This is a genomic window from Mycobacterium sp. 1164985.4 (assembly GCF_001668575.1).
Taxonomy (GTDB): Bacteria; Actinomycetota; Actinomycetes; order Mycobacteriales; family Mycobacteriaceae; genus Mycobacterium.
The window spans coordinates 242,193-257,466 of the sequence record NZ_LZMD01000046.1; the positions used below are offsets into that span (position 1 = coordinate 242,193).

Sequence of the window (15,274 nt, forward strand, 5' to 3'; positions counted from 1 at the left end):
AAAGTGGGATCAGTGAACCTCAACCTCGGCAAGTCGACGTTTCTGACCACGTTGTCGGTGGGCGCGATCGCGGTGCTGACGCTGTCCGGGTGCGGAAGCGACAACAACGTCGCCGTGCCGTCCGGCGACGGCTCGGCGTCCGCGGAATGTGGTGGTAAGAACTCCGTCACCGCCGAGGGTTCGACGGCCCAGCAGAACGCGATCGGCGAGTTCAACAAGGTCTGGGGTCAGCGATGCCCGGGCAAGAACCTGTCGTACAACCCCACCGGTTCGGGCGCGGGCCGCGAGCAGTTCATCGCCGGTCAGGTCGACTTCGCCGGGTCGGACTCCGCACTCTCGGGTCAACAGATCCAGCAGGCCGCACAGCGGTGCGAGGGCAACCCGGCGTGGAACCTGCCGCTGGTGTTCGGTCCGGTCGCCCTGGCCTACAACCTCGAGGGCGTCGACACACTGGTGCTCAACGCCGACCTGCTCGCCAAGATCTACCAGGGGCAGATCACCAGATGGAACGACCCCGCGGTCGCGGCGCTCAACACCGGCACCCAGCTTCCCGATCTCGCCATCACGCCGATCTACCGCTCGGACTCCTCGGGCACCACCGACAACTTCCAGAAGTACCTCGCGGCCGCGGCGCCTCAGAGTTGGACCAAGGACGCCGGCAGCGAATTCCAGGGCGGCGCGGGTGAAGGCGCGCAGAAGTCCGCAGGAGTCATCCAGGCCGTGCAGGCCACCGACGGTGCGATCGGCTACGTGGAGAAGGGATTCGCCGATCAGGCCGCAATCCCGTTCGCCCAAATCGACAGCGGCGCAGGCGCGGTCGAGTTGACCGACGAGTCGGCCAGAAAGGCCATCGACGCCGCTGAATTCGCCGCAGCAGGCAACGACTTGGCGCTGAACCTGGATTCGTTGTACGGAACGAAGCAACCCGGTGCCTATCCGTTGGTGCTCGCCACATACGAAATCGTCTGCTCGAAGGGCTATGACCCCCAAACCTCCGCCGCCGTCAAATCGTTTCTCACCATTGCCGCGAACGACGGCCAGCAGAACCTCTCGTCGGCGGGTTATGTGCCGCTCCCGGACCGCTTCAAGCAACGACTCCTGACATCCATCCAGGCGATTGCCTAGTTTCATGGCGCGCCGGCGCGGATACGGTGAGGATGGGTCCTGGGACCGATGACCGATAGGCTCGAATTGACAATCCCCAATCCGTCCGACGCGGGATCGGGTGAAGCGCTCGCTTCCCCCTTTCCCGAGCCGACGCCGATCTCCATCAACCCGTCGAGGAACGCCAAAGAGCGTGTCGGCGACCGCATCTTCCGCGGGTTGGCGCAGGGCTCGGGTGCCTTCATCGTCGCTCTGATCGCGGCGATCGGGGCGTTCCTGCTGTGGCGCGCGATTCCGGCGCTGGCGCGCAACCAGGAGAACTTCTTCCTCTACGGCGGCACGTGGAAGACCACCGACACGTCGGCGATGCATTTCGGCATCCTCGACCTGCTGCAGGTGACCGTGTTCGTGTCGATCTTCGCGCTCATCCTGGCGATGCCTGTGGCGCTTGGCATCGCGATCTTCTTGACTCAGTACGCCCCGCGACGGGTCGCCGGACCGCTGGCCTACATGGTCGACCTGCTGGCAGCCGTCCCGTCGATCATCTACGGCGTGTGGGGTCTGTACGTCCTCGCCCCGGTGCTGAAGCCGATTGCGTTGTGGCTGAACGAGAATCTCGGTTGGCTCTTCCTGTTCAAGACGGGAACGGCCTCGGTGTCGGGTGGTGGCACGATCTTCACCGCGGGAATCGTGCTTGCGGTCATGATCCTGCCGATCATCACAGCCGTCACCCGTGAGGTGTTCGTTCAGACACCGCGAGGTCAGGTCGAGGCGGCACTCGCGTTGGGCGCCACTCGTTGGGAGGTGGTGCGCACGACCGTGCTGCCGTTCGGCATGTCCGGCTACATCAGCGGCGCCATGCTCGGCCTCGGCCGCGCGCTGGGTGAGACGATCGCGCTGCTGATCATTTTGCGCGGAACGCAGCAGGCGTTCGGATGGTCGCTGTTCGACGGCGGGTATACGTTCGCTAGCCTGATCGCCGCTACGGCAAGCGAATTCAACGACCAGTACAAGGCGGGCGCCTACATCGCGGCCGGCCTGGTGCTGTTCGTCCTGACGTTCGTGGTGAATTCGCTGGCGCGTGCCGCGGTGGCCGGGAAGGCGCAGAAATGACGTCGACGCTGGACCGTCCCGTCAAGGCGACCACCTTCCAAGGGGTGAGCCTACGGCGCAAGATGGCCGACAAACTCGCGACGGTTCTGGTCACGCTCAGCGTCCTCGTTGCGCTGGTGCCCTTGTTGTGGGTGCTGTACTCGGTGATCGTCAAGGGATTCCAAGCCCTGACGTCGCCGCAATGGTTCTGGCATTCACAAGCGGGCATGACGGCCTTTGCGGCCGGCGGCGGTGCGTACCACGCGATCGTGGGAACCCTGCTGCAGGGCCTGGTGTGCGCGGCGATCTCGATACCGATCGGAGTGTTCGTCGGGATCTACCTCGTCGAGTACGGCGGTGGTACGCGTTTCGGCAAGATCACGACGTTCATGGTCGACATCCTCACCGGCGTACCGTCGATCGTCGCCGCGCTGTTCATCTACGCGCTGTGGGTGGCGACGTTCGGGTTCCCCCGATCGGGCTTCGCGGTGTCGCTGGCCCTCGTGCTGCTGATGATTCCGGTCATCGTGCGCGCTACCGAGGAGATGCTGCGCATCGTCCCGATGGATCTGCGGGAGGCCAGCTATGCGCTCGGTGTGCCGAAGTGGAAAACCATTGTCCGCATTGTGATTCCGACGGCGTTGTCCGGCATCGTCACCGGGATCATGCTGGCGTTGGCGCGTGTCATGGGCGAAACGGCGCCGCTGCTGGTTTTGGTCGGTTACTCGCAGGCGATGAACTTCGACATGTTCGACGGCTTCATGGGTTCGCTGCCGGGCATGATGTACGACCAGACCTCGGCTGGTGCGGGCGCGAATCCCGTTCCCACCGACCGGCTATGGGGCGCCGCACTGACCCTGATCCTGCTGATCGCCGTGCTCAACGTCGGGGCGCGGTTTCTCGCGAAGATCTTCGCCCCCAAGAAGGTTTAGGAGCTTTCGATGGCCAAGCGCTTGGATCTCAAGGACGTCAACATCTTCTACGGTGCGTTCCACGCCGTGGCCGATGTATCGCTGGCGGTTCCGCCCCGCAACGTGACCGCCTTCATCGGTCCGTCAGGCTGCGGGAAGTCGACGGTTTTGCGGACGCTCAATCGCATGCACGAGGTCATTCCGGGCGCGCGAGTCGAGGGCTCGGTGTTACTCGACGGTGAAGACATCTACGGTGCGGGGGTGGATCCCGTCGGCGTGCGCAAGACCATCGGGATGGTCTTCCAGCGGCCGAATCCGTTCCCCACCATGTCGATTCGCGACAACGTGGTCGCCGGTCTCAAGCTGCAGGGTGTGCGCAACAAGAAGACGCTCGACGAGGTGGCTGAACGCTCGCTGCGCGGCGCCAACCTGTGGAAAGAGGTCAAGGACCGGCTCGACAAGCCCGGCGGCGGCCTCTCCGGTGGTCAGCAGCAGCGCCTCTGCATCGCCCGCGCGATCGCGGTACAACCCGATGTGCTGCTGATGGACGAGCCGTGCTCCGCGCTCGACCCGATCTCCACGCTGGCCATCGAGGACCTGATCGCGACCCTGAAGCAGGACTTCACGATCGTCATCGTCACCCACAACATGCAGCAGGCGGCGCGGGTCAGCGATCAGACGGCATTCTTCAACCTCGAGGCGACGGGAAAACCTGGTCGGCTCATCGAGATCGACGACACCGAGAAAATCTTCTCCAACCCGTCTCAGAAGGCCACGGAGGACTACATCTCCGGACGCTTCGGCTGAGGCTTTCACTCGCGCTGGGTCAGCGCGGCGCGGGGATGTCCTCCTCGGCGGGATGCTTGCCGGTGACCTGGAAGATCACCCGGCGAGCGACCTCGACCGCATGGTCGGCGAAGCGTTCGTAGAAGCGGCCGAGCAGCGTCACGTCGACCGCGGCGGCCACGCCGTGCTTCCACTCGCGGTCCATCAGGACGGTGAACAGGTGCCGATGTAGGTCGTCCATCGCGTCGTCCTCTTCGCCGATCCTGGCGGCCTTCTCCGGATCCCTGGTCACCAGCACTTCCTGCGCGCTGTTACCGAGTTCGACCGCGAGACGGCCCATTTCGGCGAAGTATCCGTTCACCTCTTCGGGCAGCGCGTGCTGCGGATGGCGCCGTCGCGCGATTTTAGCGACGTGCAATGCAAGCGCGCCCATTCTGTCGACATCGGCGACGATCTGGATCGAACCGACAATCGCCCGGAGGTCGCCCGCCACCGGCGCCTGCAGCGCGAGCAGGACGAACGCCGCCTCCTCGGCCCGTCCGCTCATCGCGGCGATCTGTTCGTGGTCGGTGATGACCTGTTCGGCCAACACCAAATCGGCCTGCAGCAGGGCCTGAGTCGCGCGCTCCATCGCCGCGCCCGCCAACCCGCACATCTCGCCGAGCTGGTTGGTCAAGGCCTCCAGCTGCTCGTGGTACGCAGTACGCATACATCCACCCTACGGGCATCGTCACCGAAACGGCATGAAGCGAGCGGTGAACGAAAGGTGAACCTCACCTGCCCAAACGCTGTGCTCGGCGGGCCTACTCGCAGGTGACGTCGGCGGCGTTGGTGACCGACAGGTCCTCCGGGAGTTCGGTCGGCGTGCTCTTGGTGCCGCGCACGACGTGTACTTGGACCGGGGATCCGCTCGGCTCGGGAGGCGTCACGTTGTGAAAGTCGCTACCCAAGACGACGCGGACGGTGTCGCCCATGCCCGAGATGCGCTCGATCTTGGCGTTGGCGAAGGAGGAGGCAACCGTCGCGGCCGCTTTTTCGTTGCCGGGCGAGAAGAACACCGTCGTCGAATCCAGCGGACCCGGGTAATCGTCGGGCGACGTGACGTTGAAGCCGTGGGTCTGCAGTTCGCTGGCTGCGGTCGCGGCGAGACCGTCCTCACCGGTGGAGTTCGAGACCTGGACCGTGATGTCGGCGGGGTCGGTGGTGATCGCGTCCACGAGCTCACCCGAGGGTGCCGAATCGTGGGTCGGCGCGGCCGACTCGGGCTCGGTGGTCGACGACTCGGGTGTGCCGGGCACGGGGGTGTTGTCGGCGTTCTTCTCCTCAGGCAGAGGATCATCGTTGATGATCGCGTCGAAGATCGCCCGGGTGTCGTCCTCGCGGAGGTGCTCATTGCCGTACTCGTCCATGTAGCCCGTCGTCGGCACCGTCAGGAACGTGATGCGGCCCGCCGCGATGCCCTGGACCGACTGGCCCAACGTCACCAGATCCTTGGTGTCCATGTTGTCGACGAAACTGTCGTTGATGAACATGTTGACCACGTTGTTGAGCTTCGACAGCGAGAAGAAGACTTCCTTGGAGATCATCGACCGCAGCAGCGACGACAAGAACAGCTGCTGGCGCTTGATGCGGCCGTAGTCGCCGTTGGTCTCGGTGGTCACCTGGCGGGCGCGCACATACTGAAGTGCGGTGTGCCCGTCGACGATCTGACGGCCCGCCTGGGGCAGCACCGTGCCGAGTTCGTAATCCTCCAGCGGGGTGGTGCTGCACACCTCGACGCCGCCGAGGGCGTCGACCATCTTCGAGAAACCTGCGAAATCGACTGCCATGAACCGGTTTATCGACAGCCCGGACATCTTCTGGATTACCTTGACCAGGCACTTGGGGCCGCCGACCGCATAGGCCGAGTTCAGCTTGTACTCGGTGTAGACCTCGTCGGCACCGTACATCGGCGAATCGGGGTCGGTGATCGGGCCGTAGTTGCCGGTCTGCGGGTCCCACGGTTCGCACTTCATCGGCTCGATGGCGAGGTCACGCGGAAACGACACGGCGACAACACGTTCGCGATTCGCAGGGATGTTGACCAGCATCACGGTGTCCGACCGCGCGCCCGCGGCATCGTCGGTGGTGCCCGCGCCCATGTCGCTGTTCTCGCCGATGCGGCTGTCGACGCCGACGATCAGGAAGTTCTCGTCACCGAACTGCGCGTTGGGGTCGAGGATGTCGCGGGAATCGGGGTCCAGCGCCGAGATCCGGTTCAGCATGTTGTTCTTGGCCGACTGCCACTGCCAGGCCCCGCCGGTCAGCGCGAGCGCCAACACGGCGATCAGCGCGGCGACCGCGCGCCCGGCGATCAGCGTTCTGCGCCGGCGACGCCGGGAGGGTGCAGGCTTGCGCACGGTCGTCGAGTGCGCGGCGGGCACCCGGCTCGGCCTGCGGATGAGCGCGAGGTCGGGCAGCTCCGCATCGGCGTGCGCGACCGGCAGAACCTCGGTGTCGAAGTCGTTGGCGGCGCCGTCGGCGGAGATCTCCGGCTCGTCAGGGAGCTCCGATTCGGCGAACGTCGCGTCGTCCGGAATTGCCGGGTCGTCCGGCACCGGTGGTTCGTCCGGCACCGCCGCAATGATCTCCGTGGGCGGTGCGGGCGGCTCTGGCGGCGGGACGGGTTCTGCGGGCTCGCGGCGGCGCCGTCGGCGCGGTTGCGGGGGTGCCGCGGTGTCGCCGTGCAGTTTGGCGATCAGGTCGGCGACGGTGACGCCGTCGGTGTGGTTACCGGTGGGCTCGGCCGCGGCCGGGTCCGACGGCTCGGGTTCGGCGGATCGGCGAGGGAACTGCGCACGCTCCCACGGGGCCGCTCCCGGAGCCCGGCGCTGGCTGCGGGTCAGCCACCGGTTGTCGTCCCCGCCCGTGGGGTCGGGAGGGCCAGGAGTGGCGTTATCGCCGTCACTCATGTTCCTAGCGGCCTCCGACTCTCAACACGTGCAGCTCAGGGGCGAACACGGCGCCGCGCGCCATTGCTACGGCACCTCGGTGACTCCGCGACGGGAGCGCATTGCAAACGAGACTCATATCGTACTGAGACATTCTCAGAGATGTGATGTCAGAGTCGTCTCAGGACGGAGACGACTGGGAGACGGCTGATAGACGGCCTAACCTCCGGAGTGCATGACCTCGGCACCCGCGGGCACCGTGCAGTCGTCCGGGTCGGCCAACCAGCCCTCCGGCAGCGCGACCGACGCCGCCGAGCCCTGGCGGCCACGCGGACCCGTTGCGGCCTCGGGAAACGGCACATCGGCGTCGAGCCTGCCGAGCAGCTCCTCGAGCTCGGTGAGGGACTTGACCAGCGCCAACGACCGGCGCAGGTCGGCGCCGGCGGGAAATCCGTGCAGATACCAGGCCACGTGCTTGCGCATGTCGCGCATGCCCTTGTCCTCGCCGAAGTGCGCGGCCAGCAGCTCACCGTGGCGCAGGATGATCGACGCCACCTCACCGAGCGTGGGCGGCTCCGGCGCGGTACTCCCGGTGAACGCCGCCGACAGTTCAGCGAACAACCAGGGTCGGCCGAGGCAGCCGCGACCGATGACCACGCCGTCGCACCCGGTGGCCGACATCATCGCCAACGCGTCGGAGGCCTCGAAGATGTCGCCGTTGCCCAGCACGGGCACGGCCGTCACATGCTCCTTGAGCGCTGCGATCTGCTCCCAGTCGGCCGTGCCGGAGTAGCGCTGGGCCGCTGTGCGGGCGTGCAAGGCGACCGCCGCGGCGCCTTCCTCGGCGGCGATCCGGCCGGCGTCGAGGTGGGTGCGGTGCTCGTCGTCGATGCCGATGCGGAACTTCACAGTCACGGGGATGTCCGTGCCTTCGGTGGCGCGTACCGCCGCGGCGACGATCTGGCCGAACAATCGGCGCTTGTATGGCAGGGCAGCACCCCCGCCACGCCGCGTCACCTTGGGCACCGGGCAGCCGAAGTTCATGTCGATGTGGTCGGCGAGCCCCTCGTCGACGATCATCTTCGCCGCGGCATAGGTGTTCTGCGGATCGACCGAGTACAGCTGAAGCGAACGCGGATTCTCGTCGGGCGCGAACGTCACCATGTGCATGGTCCCCGGATGACGCTCGACGAGCGCCCGCGCGGTGACCATTTCGCACACGTAGAGCCCGCTGACCGTGCCCGCGCGCGCCAACTCGAGTTCGCGGCACAGGGTACGGAACGCGACGTTGGTCACACCGGCCATCGGCGCCAGCACGACTGGGCTGCGGAGCCGTATCGGGCCGATCAGCAGTTCGCTCCTGTCGGCCAGGACCGTCATGAGGTCGAGGAGGCCAGGACCTTCTTCGCGGAAGCCTTCTCGGCCTTGCGTGCCTCGCGCTCGAGGCGACGCTGCTTGGATTCCTCGAACTTCTGCGAGGCCTCCTCAAGCTCCTCGACCAGCACGCCGAGGTCGTCGCGCATGCGCGCGGCCTCGCCGGTGAAGTCTTCGCGTTCGAAGATCCGCCACTTCTTCAGCACCGGCATCACCACATCGTCGAGGTGGATCCGGGGATCGTAGACGCCGCCGACGGCGATGATCACGGCCTTGCGGCGGAACTCAGGAACCGTGTACCCGGGCATCTTGAAGTTGCGCAGCACGCGGTGCAGCGAGTGCATCGCCTGGTCGGGCGCGATCTCGAAGCCGGCCTCGCTGACGTCGCGGTAGAAGATCATGTGCAGGTTCTCATCGGCCGAGACCCGCGCGAGCAGTTGATCGGCGACGGTCTCGTTGCACGCCTTACCCGTATTGCGGTGCGAAACGCGGGTGGCCAGCTCCTGGAAGGTCACGTAGATGACCGAGTCGAAGAGGCTCTCGGCGAAGAGGTCGCCCTGCTGGTTCTGGCCGGGCGAGAAGCCGCGGGTGACCTGTTCGATGCGCAGCTGCTCGAGCTGCACGGGATCGACCGCACGCGTCACGACGAGGTAGTCGCGCAGCGCAATGCCGTGTCGGTTCTCCTCGGCGGTCCACCGGTTGACCCACTGGCCCCAGGCGCCGTCCATGCCCATGTTCATCGCGATCTCGCGGTGATAGGACGGCAGGTTGTCCTCGGTCAGCAGGTTCTGGATCATCGCCACCTGCGCAACCTCGGACAGCTGCGACTGCTCGGGATGCCAGTCCTCGCCGCCCAGCGCGTAGTAGTTCTTGCCGTCCGACCACGGGATGTAATCGTGCGGGTTCCAGTCCTTGCGCATCGTCAGGTGCCGGTTGAGGTACTTCTCAACCACAGGTTCGAGCTCATGCAGCAGATGTAGGTCAGTCAAGTTCTCGTGCATTGATCCTTACTCCTTCTCGCGTGCGAGAGCCCACCCGGTTAGTTATCTGTACCCGTTGGTTGCACTCAATATATCTGTGTACCCCGGTGACATTCAAGTTCCGGCAACCGTGTCACATCAGCCCCATCAGACGCATCTGTCGTTGTAGTATCCCGTCGGGCAAACACCGACGCCCGAAATTCGGCATCACTGCAGACTCGGAGGACGGGCGTTGCTCACGTTTCGCCATCTTTTGGTAGGCGTCATCGCCGTGGCGGTAGCGGCGGGCGCCGCGCTCGTCGGCGCGGGTCAGGCGGGGGCGGTGCCCGACGTCGTCGACCGCCCCTATAAGGACGCCAAGAAAATCATCCAGCAGTACGGCGGCAACGCTGTCGTCGCGACACGGGTCGGCAGCAGCGCCGACGAAGGTGACTGCCTGGTGACGAACGCGTGGGACGCGGCCGTGCGCAGGCCCAACTCGCGTGGACGCCCCATCGCGAACAGCGATGTGATGGTTGCGCTGAACTGCAACGGCGCGCTGGCCGCGCCCGGGGTGCCGGGCAACTCGGCGATGAGCCCGGTGGGCCGGGACGCCAAGGCCCAACAGCAACGCCGGGAGGCCAAGGCCGCACGCGAAGCGGCCGCCCTGGAGGAGCAGGAGTTGACCGCTCCTGTGACACCGGACAACTGAGGGTTCGCCTCGAGGCTATCCGCCTTCCTCCGGTGGCGGTGTATACCGAACCGCAATAGACTGCGGCCAGCGTTTACACGGCGGTCATCGCCCGGACACGGAGGTTGGGGCACGTGAAGAGGGTCATCTCGATCGGCTGCATGTCGGTGATGAGCGTCGCGGCCACGTCGGCCGTTCTGCTGGGTTCGGGCATCGCCTCCGCCGCTCCGAGCGTGGTGGGTATGAAGTACTCCGACGCCCAGGAGGAGATCGAGAACGCCGGAGGCAAGGCGGTTGTCGCCGCTCGGGTGGGCGACAAGCTCGACCTCGGCGACTGCATTGTCACCAACATCTGGGACTCGTCCTTCCTGCGTATCGATCAGGCCGACTCGAGTGAGATGTCCGTCGCACTGAACTGCGCCGGCGAGTACGCGACCGCCACGAATCCCGGTGCGTCGGTGGCAGATCCGCTCGGCCGTGCGGCAAAGTCGAAGGCCGAAGAGGAAGCCGCGAACCAGGAACAGCAGGAACTGGAAAACCCGGTCACGCCCGACGAGTAACGCAGTCTTCATAACGCGCAACGATTTTCACTCGGCGTCAACGCTACCGCATCACCGCGTTCACATGACCCCGTGAGGGTGGCGTGGAATCCGTGCCGGGGTGGACGGCCGCACGCCGCACCCGTCCCGGCGCACACTCATGGAGGCGAGCAGAGCATGCGAATGCGAGTGCTGGGGGTCGGCGCTGCGGTGTCGATGGCGCTGTTGAATACGGCACTGATCACTACGGCGCTGTTGACTACCCCGAAGGCGACGGCCGCTCCCGACGTCGTCGGACAGACCTACTCCGATGCGGTGTCGGCCATCGAGGAGGAGGGCGGCATGGCGGTGGTGGCCGCCCGAGTGGGGGACAAGCTCGACCAGGGCGACTGCATCGTCACCAACGCCTGGGACGCGTCGTTTCTGCGCATCGACGCCTCCGGCAGCCAGGTTCATCTCGCGCTGAACTGTGCGGGCGGTTACGCGACGGCGACCAATCCTGGTGCGTCGGTTGCGAATCCGCTCGGGCGCGCCGCCAAGTCCAAGGCCGAAGAGGAAGCCGAGAACGAGGAAGTCGAGGAGCTGGAAGCGCCGGTCACGCCCGACGAGTAGGGCCGTTCAGTAGCTCGAGACCCGGCCGAGCAGCATCTCGACGCAGTAGTCGATGAAGTGCTCCCGCGTCACGGTCAGCCTGCCTTCGAGGTAGGCGATGAACAGCGCGGTCAGGGCGCCGATCAAGCCGGTGGCAGCCATCGCCGCCCGATCCGGATCGGTGATGTGGGTGAGCTTGCGGTGCAGCAGCTCGATGAAGCTGGGCATCCATTCGGCACCCGAGCGCGTCAGCACCGGCTCGCTGGTCGGCGCGAGCAGCAACACCCTGCCTCGTGTCGGGTCGTCGACCATCAGGGCCACGAATCGTTCGACGGCGTCGCGTGGTGTCTGCGCAGAAGACAGCGTCTCCATCGCTTTGGCGCACACATCGTCGTAGACCGCGCGGACGAACTCGTCGCGATCGGCGAAGCTTTCGTAGAAGTAGCGCTCGGTCAACCCGGCCGCCCGGCATACGGCGCGGACGGTGAGGGACGGGCCCCCGGCGGCGCCGAGAAGCCCTACCCCTGCGGCGATGAGTTCGTCGCGGCGGAGCACCTGACGGTCCTGCAGCGGCACGCCGGACCATCGGCCCCGTCTTTGACCGGACGGCACAACCCTCCTAAGCTCGGCATGACAACGCCCGTAGTCAGAATCTGATCCAGCCGGACGGAAGTACACCAGTGACTCAAGATACGTCGGAATCATGCCCCGTGTCCTGGGAGCACCCCTCGCCCGCCGAGCAGGGGGCAGCGTCAGGAATGGCGGCCGGCTGTCCGGTGACGTCCGGCGGATACGACGCGCCCCCGCTGCCGCTTGGGCCCGACTCTCTGACGTGGACGTACTTCGGCCAGTGGACCGGCCTGTTCCAGGGCACGTGGGCCGGATCGATGCAGAACATGCACCCGCAGCTGGGTGCCGCCGTCAAGGAGCACTCGATCTTCTTCATGGAGCGCATCCCGCGGCTCCTGCGCTCGATCTACCCCATCGGCGGGGTGGTCTTCGATGGTGACCGCGCACCGAAGACGGGTGCGGAGGTCCGTGATTACCACATCGGCATCAAGGGCACCGACGAGCGCGGCCGGCGATACAGCGCGCTCAATCCCGACGTCTTCTACTGGGCCCACGCGACCTTCTTCAAGTCGACCCTGCTGGCGGCCGAGAAGTTCGGCGGCGGGCTGACCGAGGACCAGAAGCGCCAGCTGTTCGACGAGCACATCACCTGGTACCGGATGTACGGGATGAGCATGCGTCCGGTGCCCAAGACGTGGGAGGAATTCCAGGAATACTGGGATCACATGTGCCGCAACGTCTTGGAGAACAACTGGGCGGCCCGCGAGGTGATGGATCTTTCGACCATGCCCAAGCACCCCTCGTTGAAGTGGATCCCGGATCCGTTGTGGCAGTTGAATTTGACGGTGATGCAGCGCTTTCTGACATTCATGACCGTGGCGCTCTACGACCCGCCGGTGCGGGAGCTGATGGGCTACACCTGGTCACCGCGGCAGGAGTGGCTGCACCGCCGCTTCTGCGACGTCGTCACGTTCGCCACCAAGGTACTGCCGAAGCGGTGGCTGATGCACCCGCGCAAGCGTTCGGCGATGGATCGCGCGACGGGTCGACTGCCCGCCGACACGCCGCTGGTCGAGACGCCGGCACGCAACCTGCCACCGGTCGAGTACCGCGGGCAGCCCCAGTTCTATTGCCCGCAGGTGTAGTTCGGCGTCCGATCACCGACACCAGGTGCGGTGGTCGTCGCGCAGGAACCCGGCGCAATCGGCCGCCCTCGCCTTGGGGAACACGACGTAGGGCGGTTCACCCGAACCGGTGAAGTAGTAGTAGTTGCGGTCGTCCTGACCGTAGACCCACCAGTCGCCCGAACCGTCGTTCATCTGTATGGGCGTGAAGCGCCACGGCGACGATTCCGCGGGAATGTCATACGCCGGCTCCGTCACGACGAACCAGGCATTGGATGCGATCGGCGTTGCGGCGATGACGACGATGCCCGCCGCAACCACCAGCGCCGGCAGGATACTGATCAATCGGACACGGCGACGTGTCATGGCGAAAACTTACCTCGGTGCCCCCACCAGGGCTCGAACCTGGGACCTGCGGATTAAAAGTCCGTAGCTCTACCAACTGAGCTATAGGGGCGCGATGCACAGAATACTGGGTGCCGTTGGGCGACCTCGTTTGAGGATTCGGGCATCGGTACCCTAAGCTACTGAAGCTCCCAACGTCATCGCGTTGCGAGTACCCCGGAGAGATTCGGCTGGCCCCCTTCGTCTAGCGGCCTAGGACGCCGCCCTTTCAAGGCGGTAGCGCGGGTTCGAATCCCGTAGGGGGTACACGCAGCGACCCGTACGATGGGACGCACAGCAAGGCCCTGTGGCGCAGTTGGTTAGCGCGCCGCCCTGTCACGGCGGAGGTCGCGGGTTCAAGTCCCGTCAGGGTCGCCATTGCGGCGAGGCATCTGGGTTACGCCCGACCGGTGCCTTCCGGGCCAGGTAGCTCAGTTGGTACGAGCGTCCGCCTGAAAAGCGGAAGGTCGCCGGTTCGATCCCGGCCCTGGCCACCACGGCGTCTCGTCGACGCCCTCCTTCCCACAGAACGCGACCGGCGGCTCCGGTCTCCCGAAGCCGCCGGCTTTCCGACATCATGCCGCCGCGCTCATACGGGTTGCGGCACGCTCACCTTCCCCCCGCCGGTGGGCACGACATCGACCGGAGCCTGGTCGGCAACCGGAACCGTTTCGTCCCTCCCCGCGGTCCGCCTCGCCAGGGCTGCCGACAGGCCCGCGGCCAGCGCCAGGACGGCCAGCGCCGCGACACCGGCCACCGCCGAGACCGTCCAGGCCCCGTTCAGCAGGAATATCGCCGGCACCGTGCAGGTCGGGATCCCGAGCAGGATCAGCACCCAGCCGGTGAAGTGACCGAGGTCGAAGGACCGAACTCGGGTAATCCCGAGACCCAGCAACACGAAAAACAGCGTCCACATGATCGCCCACGTGGCCCAGATGACCGCGAAGACGGGGTCGGTGCCGATGTTCTTGACGGCGTAGAACGCCGCTATCGCGGCGACGAACACGCTGTACCAACCGAACCCCTGCGGCTCCAGATCGAAGATCTGTATGAGTCCGAACCACAGATAGGTGAATCCGAACAGCAGGCTGGGCCACGTCCCGTTCACGATGCCGGCGTCGCCGCCCGCCTGGACCAGGACCAGCGTGGGCAGGATGACCTGCGCCGACCCGACGAAAAGGTTGAGCGGCGCGGCGCTTCTGGGCCTGACGATCCCGATGGAGACCAGGCCGTTGACGAACAGAACGACGCCGACGAGGAGCAGACCCACGTGTCCCATCAGCGGCTCACCCACTCCACGAACTGGTCCGACGAGATCACCGGCGCGAAGAAGTCGTTGATGCGCTGAAAGGCCGCCGGCTCCTGGTCGGGGCGCACGGCGCCGGTCGCGTCGCCGACGATGATCGGCAGCAACCCGTGGTCGCGCGCCGCCCGGGCGTTGCCCTCGATGCACCAGTCGAGGTGGATGCCGGTGATGACGACGACCTCGACCTTCTGCCGAATCAGCGCGCCCGGCAGGTCGGTGCCGACGAACGCGGTCTGCAGCGCCTTCTCGTAGAGCTCGTTGTCACCCGGCTCGACAAGCTCGCGCAACTCGTCGACAAGCGCGTTGTCCCAGGCGATCTGCTCCGGCGTCGCGTCGATGTGGCCGGTCCAGCTCTCATACTGGACGCGGTCGAAGTCGGTTTGCGGATAGTCCTGCCGGAACACCGAGAAGCCGATCCAGTTGAACGACACGAAGTTCGGCGCGCTGCGCGCCGCCTTGACCGCCTTCACCGTGGCCTCGAGGCTTCCGCGCAGGGCATGGCCTTCGGCGTATTGCACGCCGCCCGGCTTGTAGAGCGAATTGGACTGGCTCACGGACAGGAAAGCGGCGGGCCGGCTCAAGATCTCGCGAAAGTCGAGCTTCTGCCACTGCTTGGCAAGCGGCGGGATGGAACCGACGTTGGTCGGCGGGAAATTCGTGGGATCGAGTTCGACCGGTTCCAGGGGAGTCGGCCGCGACGGGGCGTTGATGGTGGCGGTCAATCTCGTGACTTTCTTCTCGGGGGACAGGTGTTTCGGGGCGGCGGTGAAATGTCCACGGCCGCCTGTGTTTACACGGAGGAAACGTGTACGACCGAAGCGTCCCACGGGGTCAACGCCGGAGAGACACTTAGAATCGGCGCGAGTCCATCGCACTAGGGGGCGACACCGCGCAACGATTGTGCCGCCAAGCC

Annotated in this window: 16 protein-coding genes and 4 tRNA genes; 11 read left to right on the forward strand and 9 right to left on the reverse strand. The window is 65.8% G+C overall.

Translation table 11 applies throughout. The features are described 5' to 3' along the window. Nucleotides 1-3: 3 nt before the first annotated feature. From pstS to pstB, 4 genes are read left to right on the forward strand one after another with little or no spacing between them, the layout of a single operon-like run. Nucleotides 4-1,125 carry a phosphate ABC transporter substrate-binding protein PstS gene (pstS, locus tag A5650_RS07570; protein WP_067288358.1) on the forward strand — a complete coding sequence of 374 codons (1,122 nt, stop codon included), beginning with the start codon at nt 4-6 and terminating at the stop codon, nt 1,123-1,125. A 48-nt stretch (nt 1,126-1,173) separates the two neighbouring features. Further along, nucleotides 1,174-2,217, forward strand: coding sequence for a phosphate ABC transporter permease subunit PstC (gene pstC / locus A5650_RS07575; protein ID WP_067288359.1), 1,044 nt, complete (start codon nt 1,174-1,176; stop codon nt 2,215-2,217). After that, complete coding sequence (gene pstA, locus A5650_RS07580) at nt 2,214-3,128, forward strand: phosphate ABC transporter permease PstA (RefSeq protein WP_067288361.1); 915 nt, start codon at nt 2,214-2,216, stop codon at nt 3,126-3,128. The genes pstC and pstA overlap by 4 nt, the downstream gene beginning before the upstream one ends. Nucleotides 3,129-3,137: 9 nt before the next feature. Further along, a complete protein-coding gene (gene pstB, locus A5650_RS07585) occupies nt 3,138-3,914 on the forward strand; it encodes a phosphate ABC transporter ATP-binding protein PstB (protein ID WP_067080844.1) in 777 nt (258 codons plus the stop codon). Between the two features lie 19 nt (nt 3,915-3,933). Here the strand turns inward: pstB and phoU are convergent, their stop codons facing one another. From phoU to A5650_RS07605, 4 genes are all read right to left on the reverse strand, one after another. Beyond that, the gene (gene phoU, locus A5650_RS07590) at nt 3,934-4,602 is read right to left on the reverse strand and encodes a phosphate signaling complex protein PhoU (RefSeq protein WP_067288363.1); all 669 of its coding nucleotides are present in this window, start codon (nt 4,600-4,602) and stop codon (nt 3,934-3,936) included. Nucleotides 4,603-4,696: 94 nt separating this feature from the next. Beyond that, nucleotides 4,697-6,844, reverse strand: a complete 2,148-nt coding sequence (locus A5650_RS07595; protein ID WP_067288367.1) for an LCP family protein — start codon at nt 6,842-6,844, stop codon at nt 4,697-4,699. A 198-nt stretch (nt 6,845-7,042) separates the two neighbouring features. Next, on the reverse strand, nt 7,043-8,203 hold the full coding sequence (dusB, locus tag A5650_RS07600; RefSeq protein ID WP_082950644.1) for a tRNA dihydrouridine synthase DusB: 1,161 nt from the start codon (nt 8,201-8,203) through the stop codon (nt 7,043-7,045). Next, complete coding sequence (locus A5650_RS07605; protein ID WP_067288369.1) at nt 8,200-9,198, reverse strand: acyl-ACP desaturase; 999 nt, start codon at nt 9,196-9,198, stop codon at nt 8,200-8,202. Before A5650_RS07605 ends, dusB begins: the two co-directional genes overlap by 4 nt. 211 nt (nt 9,199-9,409) lie before the next feature. On the opposite strand from A5650_RS07605, the gene A5650_RS07610 reads away from it, so the two are divergent. The 3 genes from A5650_RS07610 (at nt 9,410) to A5650_RS07620 (ending at nt 10,998) form a co-directional block, all read left to right on the forward strand. Next, the gene (locus A5650_RS07610) at nt 9,410-9,868 is read left to right on the forward strand and encodes a PASTA domain-containing protein (RefSeq protein WP_231992559.1); all 459 of its coding nucleotides are present in this window, start codon (nt 9,410-9,412) and stop codon (nt 9,866-9,868) included. 113 nt (nt 9,869-9,981) lie between these two features. Continuing rightward, nucleotides 9,982-10,407: a hypothetical protein gene (locus A5650_RS07615; protein ID WP_231992560.1), complete on the forward strand. Its 426-nt coding sequence runs from the start codon at nt 9,982-9,984 to the stop codon at nt 10,405-10,407. A gap of 156 nt (nt 10,408-10,563) precedes the next feature. Then, a complete protein-coding gene (locus tag A5650_RS07620; RefSeq protein WP_231992561.1) occupies nt 10,564-10,998 on the forward strand; it encodes a hypothetical protein in 435 nt (144 codons plus the stop codon). 6 nt (nt 10,999-11,004) lie between these two features. Here A5650_RS07620 and A5650_RS07625 read toward each other — a convergent pair whose 3' ends face one another. Further along, the gene (locus A5650_RS07625) at nt 11,005-11,589 is read right to left on the reverse strand and encodes a TetR/AcrR family transcriptional regulator (RefSeq protein WP_067288379.1); all 585 of its coding nucleotides are present in this window, start codon (nt 11,587-11,589) and stop codon (nt 11,005-11,007) included. Between the two features lie 68 nt (nt 11,590-11,657). Between A5650_RS07625 and A5650_RS07630 the strand changes: the two genes are divergently transcribed. Then, complete coding sequence (locus tag A5650_RS07630; protein WP_067288382.1) at nt 11,658-12,692, forward strand: oxygenase MpaB family protein; 1,035 nt, start codon at nt 11,658-11,660, stop codon at nt 12,690-12,692. A gap of 12 nt (nt 12,693-12,704) precedes the next feature. Here the strand turns inward: A5650_RS07630 and A5650_RS07635 are convergent, their stop codons facing one another. Then, nucleotides 12,705-13,037 carry a hypothetical protein gene (locus A5650_RS07635; protein WP_067288385.1) on the reverse strand — a complete coding sequence of 111 codons (333 nt, stop codon included), beginning with the start codon at nt 13,035-13,037 and terminating at the stop codon, nt 12,705-12,707. 18 nt (nt 13,038-13,055) lie between these two features. Continuing rightward, nucleotides 13,056-13,128 (reverse strand) — tRNA-Lys (locus tag A5650_RS07640). A 121-nt stretch (nt 13,129-13,249) separates the two neighbouring features. Between A5650_RS07640 and A5650_RS07645 the strand changes: the two genes are divergently transcribed. The 3 genes from A5650_RS07645 to A5650_RS07655 all read left to right on the forward strand — a co-directional run bounded on the left by A5650_RS07645 (nt 13,250) and on the right by A5650_RS07655 (nt 13,552). Further along, a tRNA-Glu gene (locus A5650_RS07645) sits at nt 13,250-13,322 on the forward strand. A 34-nt stretch (nt 13,323-13,356) separates the two neighbouring features. Beyond that, nucleotides 13,357-13,433: transfer RNA gene (locus A5650_RS07650), tRNA-Asp, on the forward strand. Between the two features lie 42 nt (nt 13,434-13,475). Continuing rightward, nucleotides 13,476-13,552, forward strand: a tRNA-Phe gene (locus A5650_RS07655). A gap of 92 nt (nt 13,553-13,644) precedes the next feature. Here the strand turns inward: A5650_RS07655 and A5650_RS07660 are convergent. Together A5650_RS07660 and A5650_RS07665 are read right to left on the reverse strand one after the other, a co-directional pair. Continuing rightward, complete coding sequence (locus A5650_RS07660) at nt 13,645-14,334, reverse strand: AmiS/UreI family transporter (protein WP_067288536.1); 690 nt, start codon at nt 14,332-14,334, stop codon at nt 13,645-13,647. Further along, nucleotides 14,334-15,083 (reverse strand): cysteine hydrolase family protein, encoded by a 750-nt coding sequence (locus tag A5650_RS07665; protein WP_067288387.1) that lies wholly within the window; start codon nt 15,081-15,083, stop codon nt 14,334-14,336. The genes A5650_RS07660 and A5650_RS07665 overlap by 1 nt, the downstream gene beginning before the upstream one ends. Nucleotides 15,084-15,274 lie beyond the last annotated feature (191 nt).

What these genes read in the sequence shown, in the direction of transcription:
- pstC (WP_067288359.1), top strand. Translation starts at nt 1,174, where the DNA reads ATGACCGATAGGCTCGAATTGACAATCCCCAATCCGTCCGACGCGGGA.
- pstA (WP_067288361.1), top strand. Translation starts at nt 2,214, where the DNA reads ATGACGTCGACGCTGGACCGTCCCGTCAAGGCGACCACCTTCCAAGGG.
- pstB (WP_067080844.1), top strand. Translation starts at nt 3,138, where the DNA reads ATGGCCAAGCGCTTGGATCTCAAGGACGTCAACATCTTCTACGGTGCG.
- phoU (WP_067288363.1), bottom strand. Translation starts at nt 4,602, where the DNA reads ATGCGTACTGCGTACCACGAGCAGCTGGAGGCCTTGACCAACCAGCTC.
- A5650_RS07595 (WP_067288367.1), bottom strand. Translation starts at nt 6,844, where the DNA reads ATGAGTGACGGCGATAACGCCACTCCTGGCCCTCCCGACCCCACGGGC.
- dusB (WP_082950644.1), bottom strand. Translation starts at nt 8,203, where the DNA reads ATGACGGTCCTGGCCGACAGGAGCGAACTGCTGATCGGCCCGATACGG.
- A5650_RS07605 (WP_067288369.1), bottom strand. Translation starts at nt 9,198, where the DNA reads ATGCACGAGAACTTGACTGACCTACATCTGCTGCATGAGCTCGAACCT.
- A5650_RS07620 (WP_231992561.1), top strand. Translation starts at nt 10,564, where the DNA reads ATGCGAATGCGAGTGCTGGGGGTCGGCGCTGCGGTGTCGATGGCGCTG.
- A5650_RS07635 (WP_067288385.1), bottom strand. Translation starts at nt 13,037, where the DNA reads ATGACACGTCGCCGTGTCCGATTGATCAGTATCCTGCCGGCGCTGGTG.
- A5650_RS07660 (WP_067288536.1), bottom strand. Translation starts at nt 14,334, where the DNA reads ATGGGACACGTGGGTCTGCTCCTCGTCGGCGTCGTTCTGTTCGTCAAC.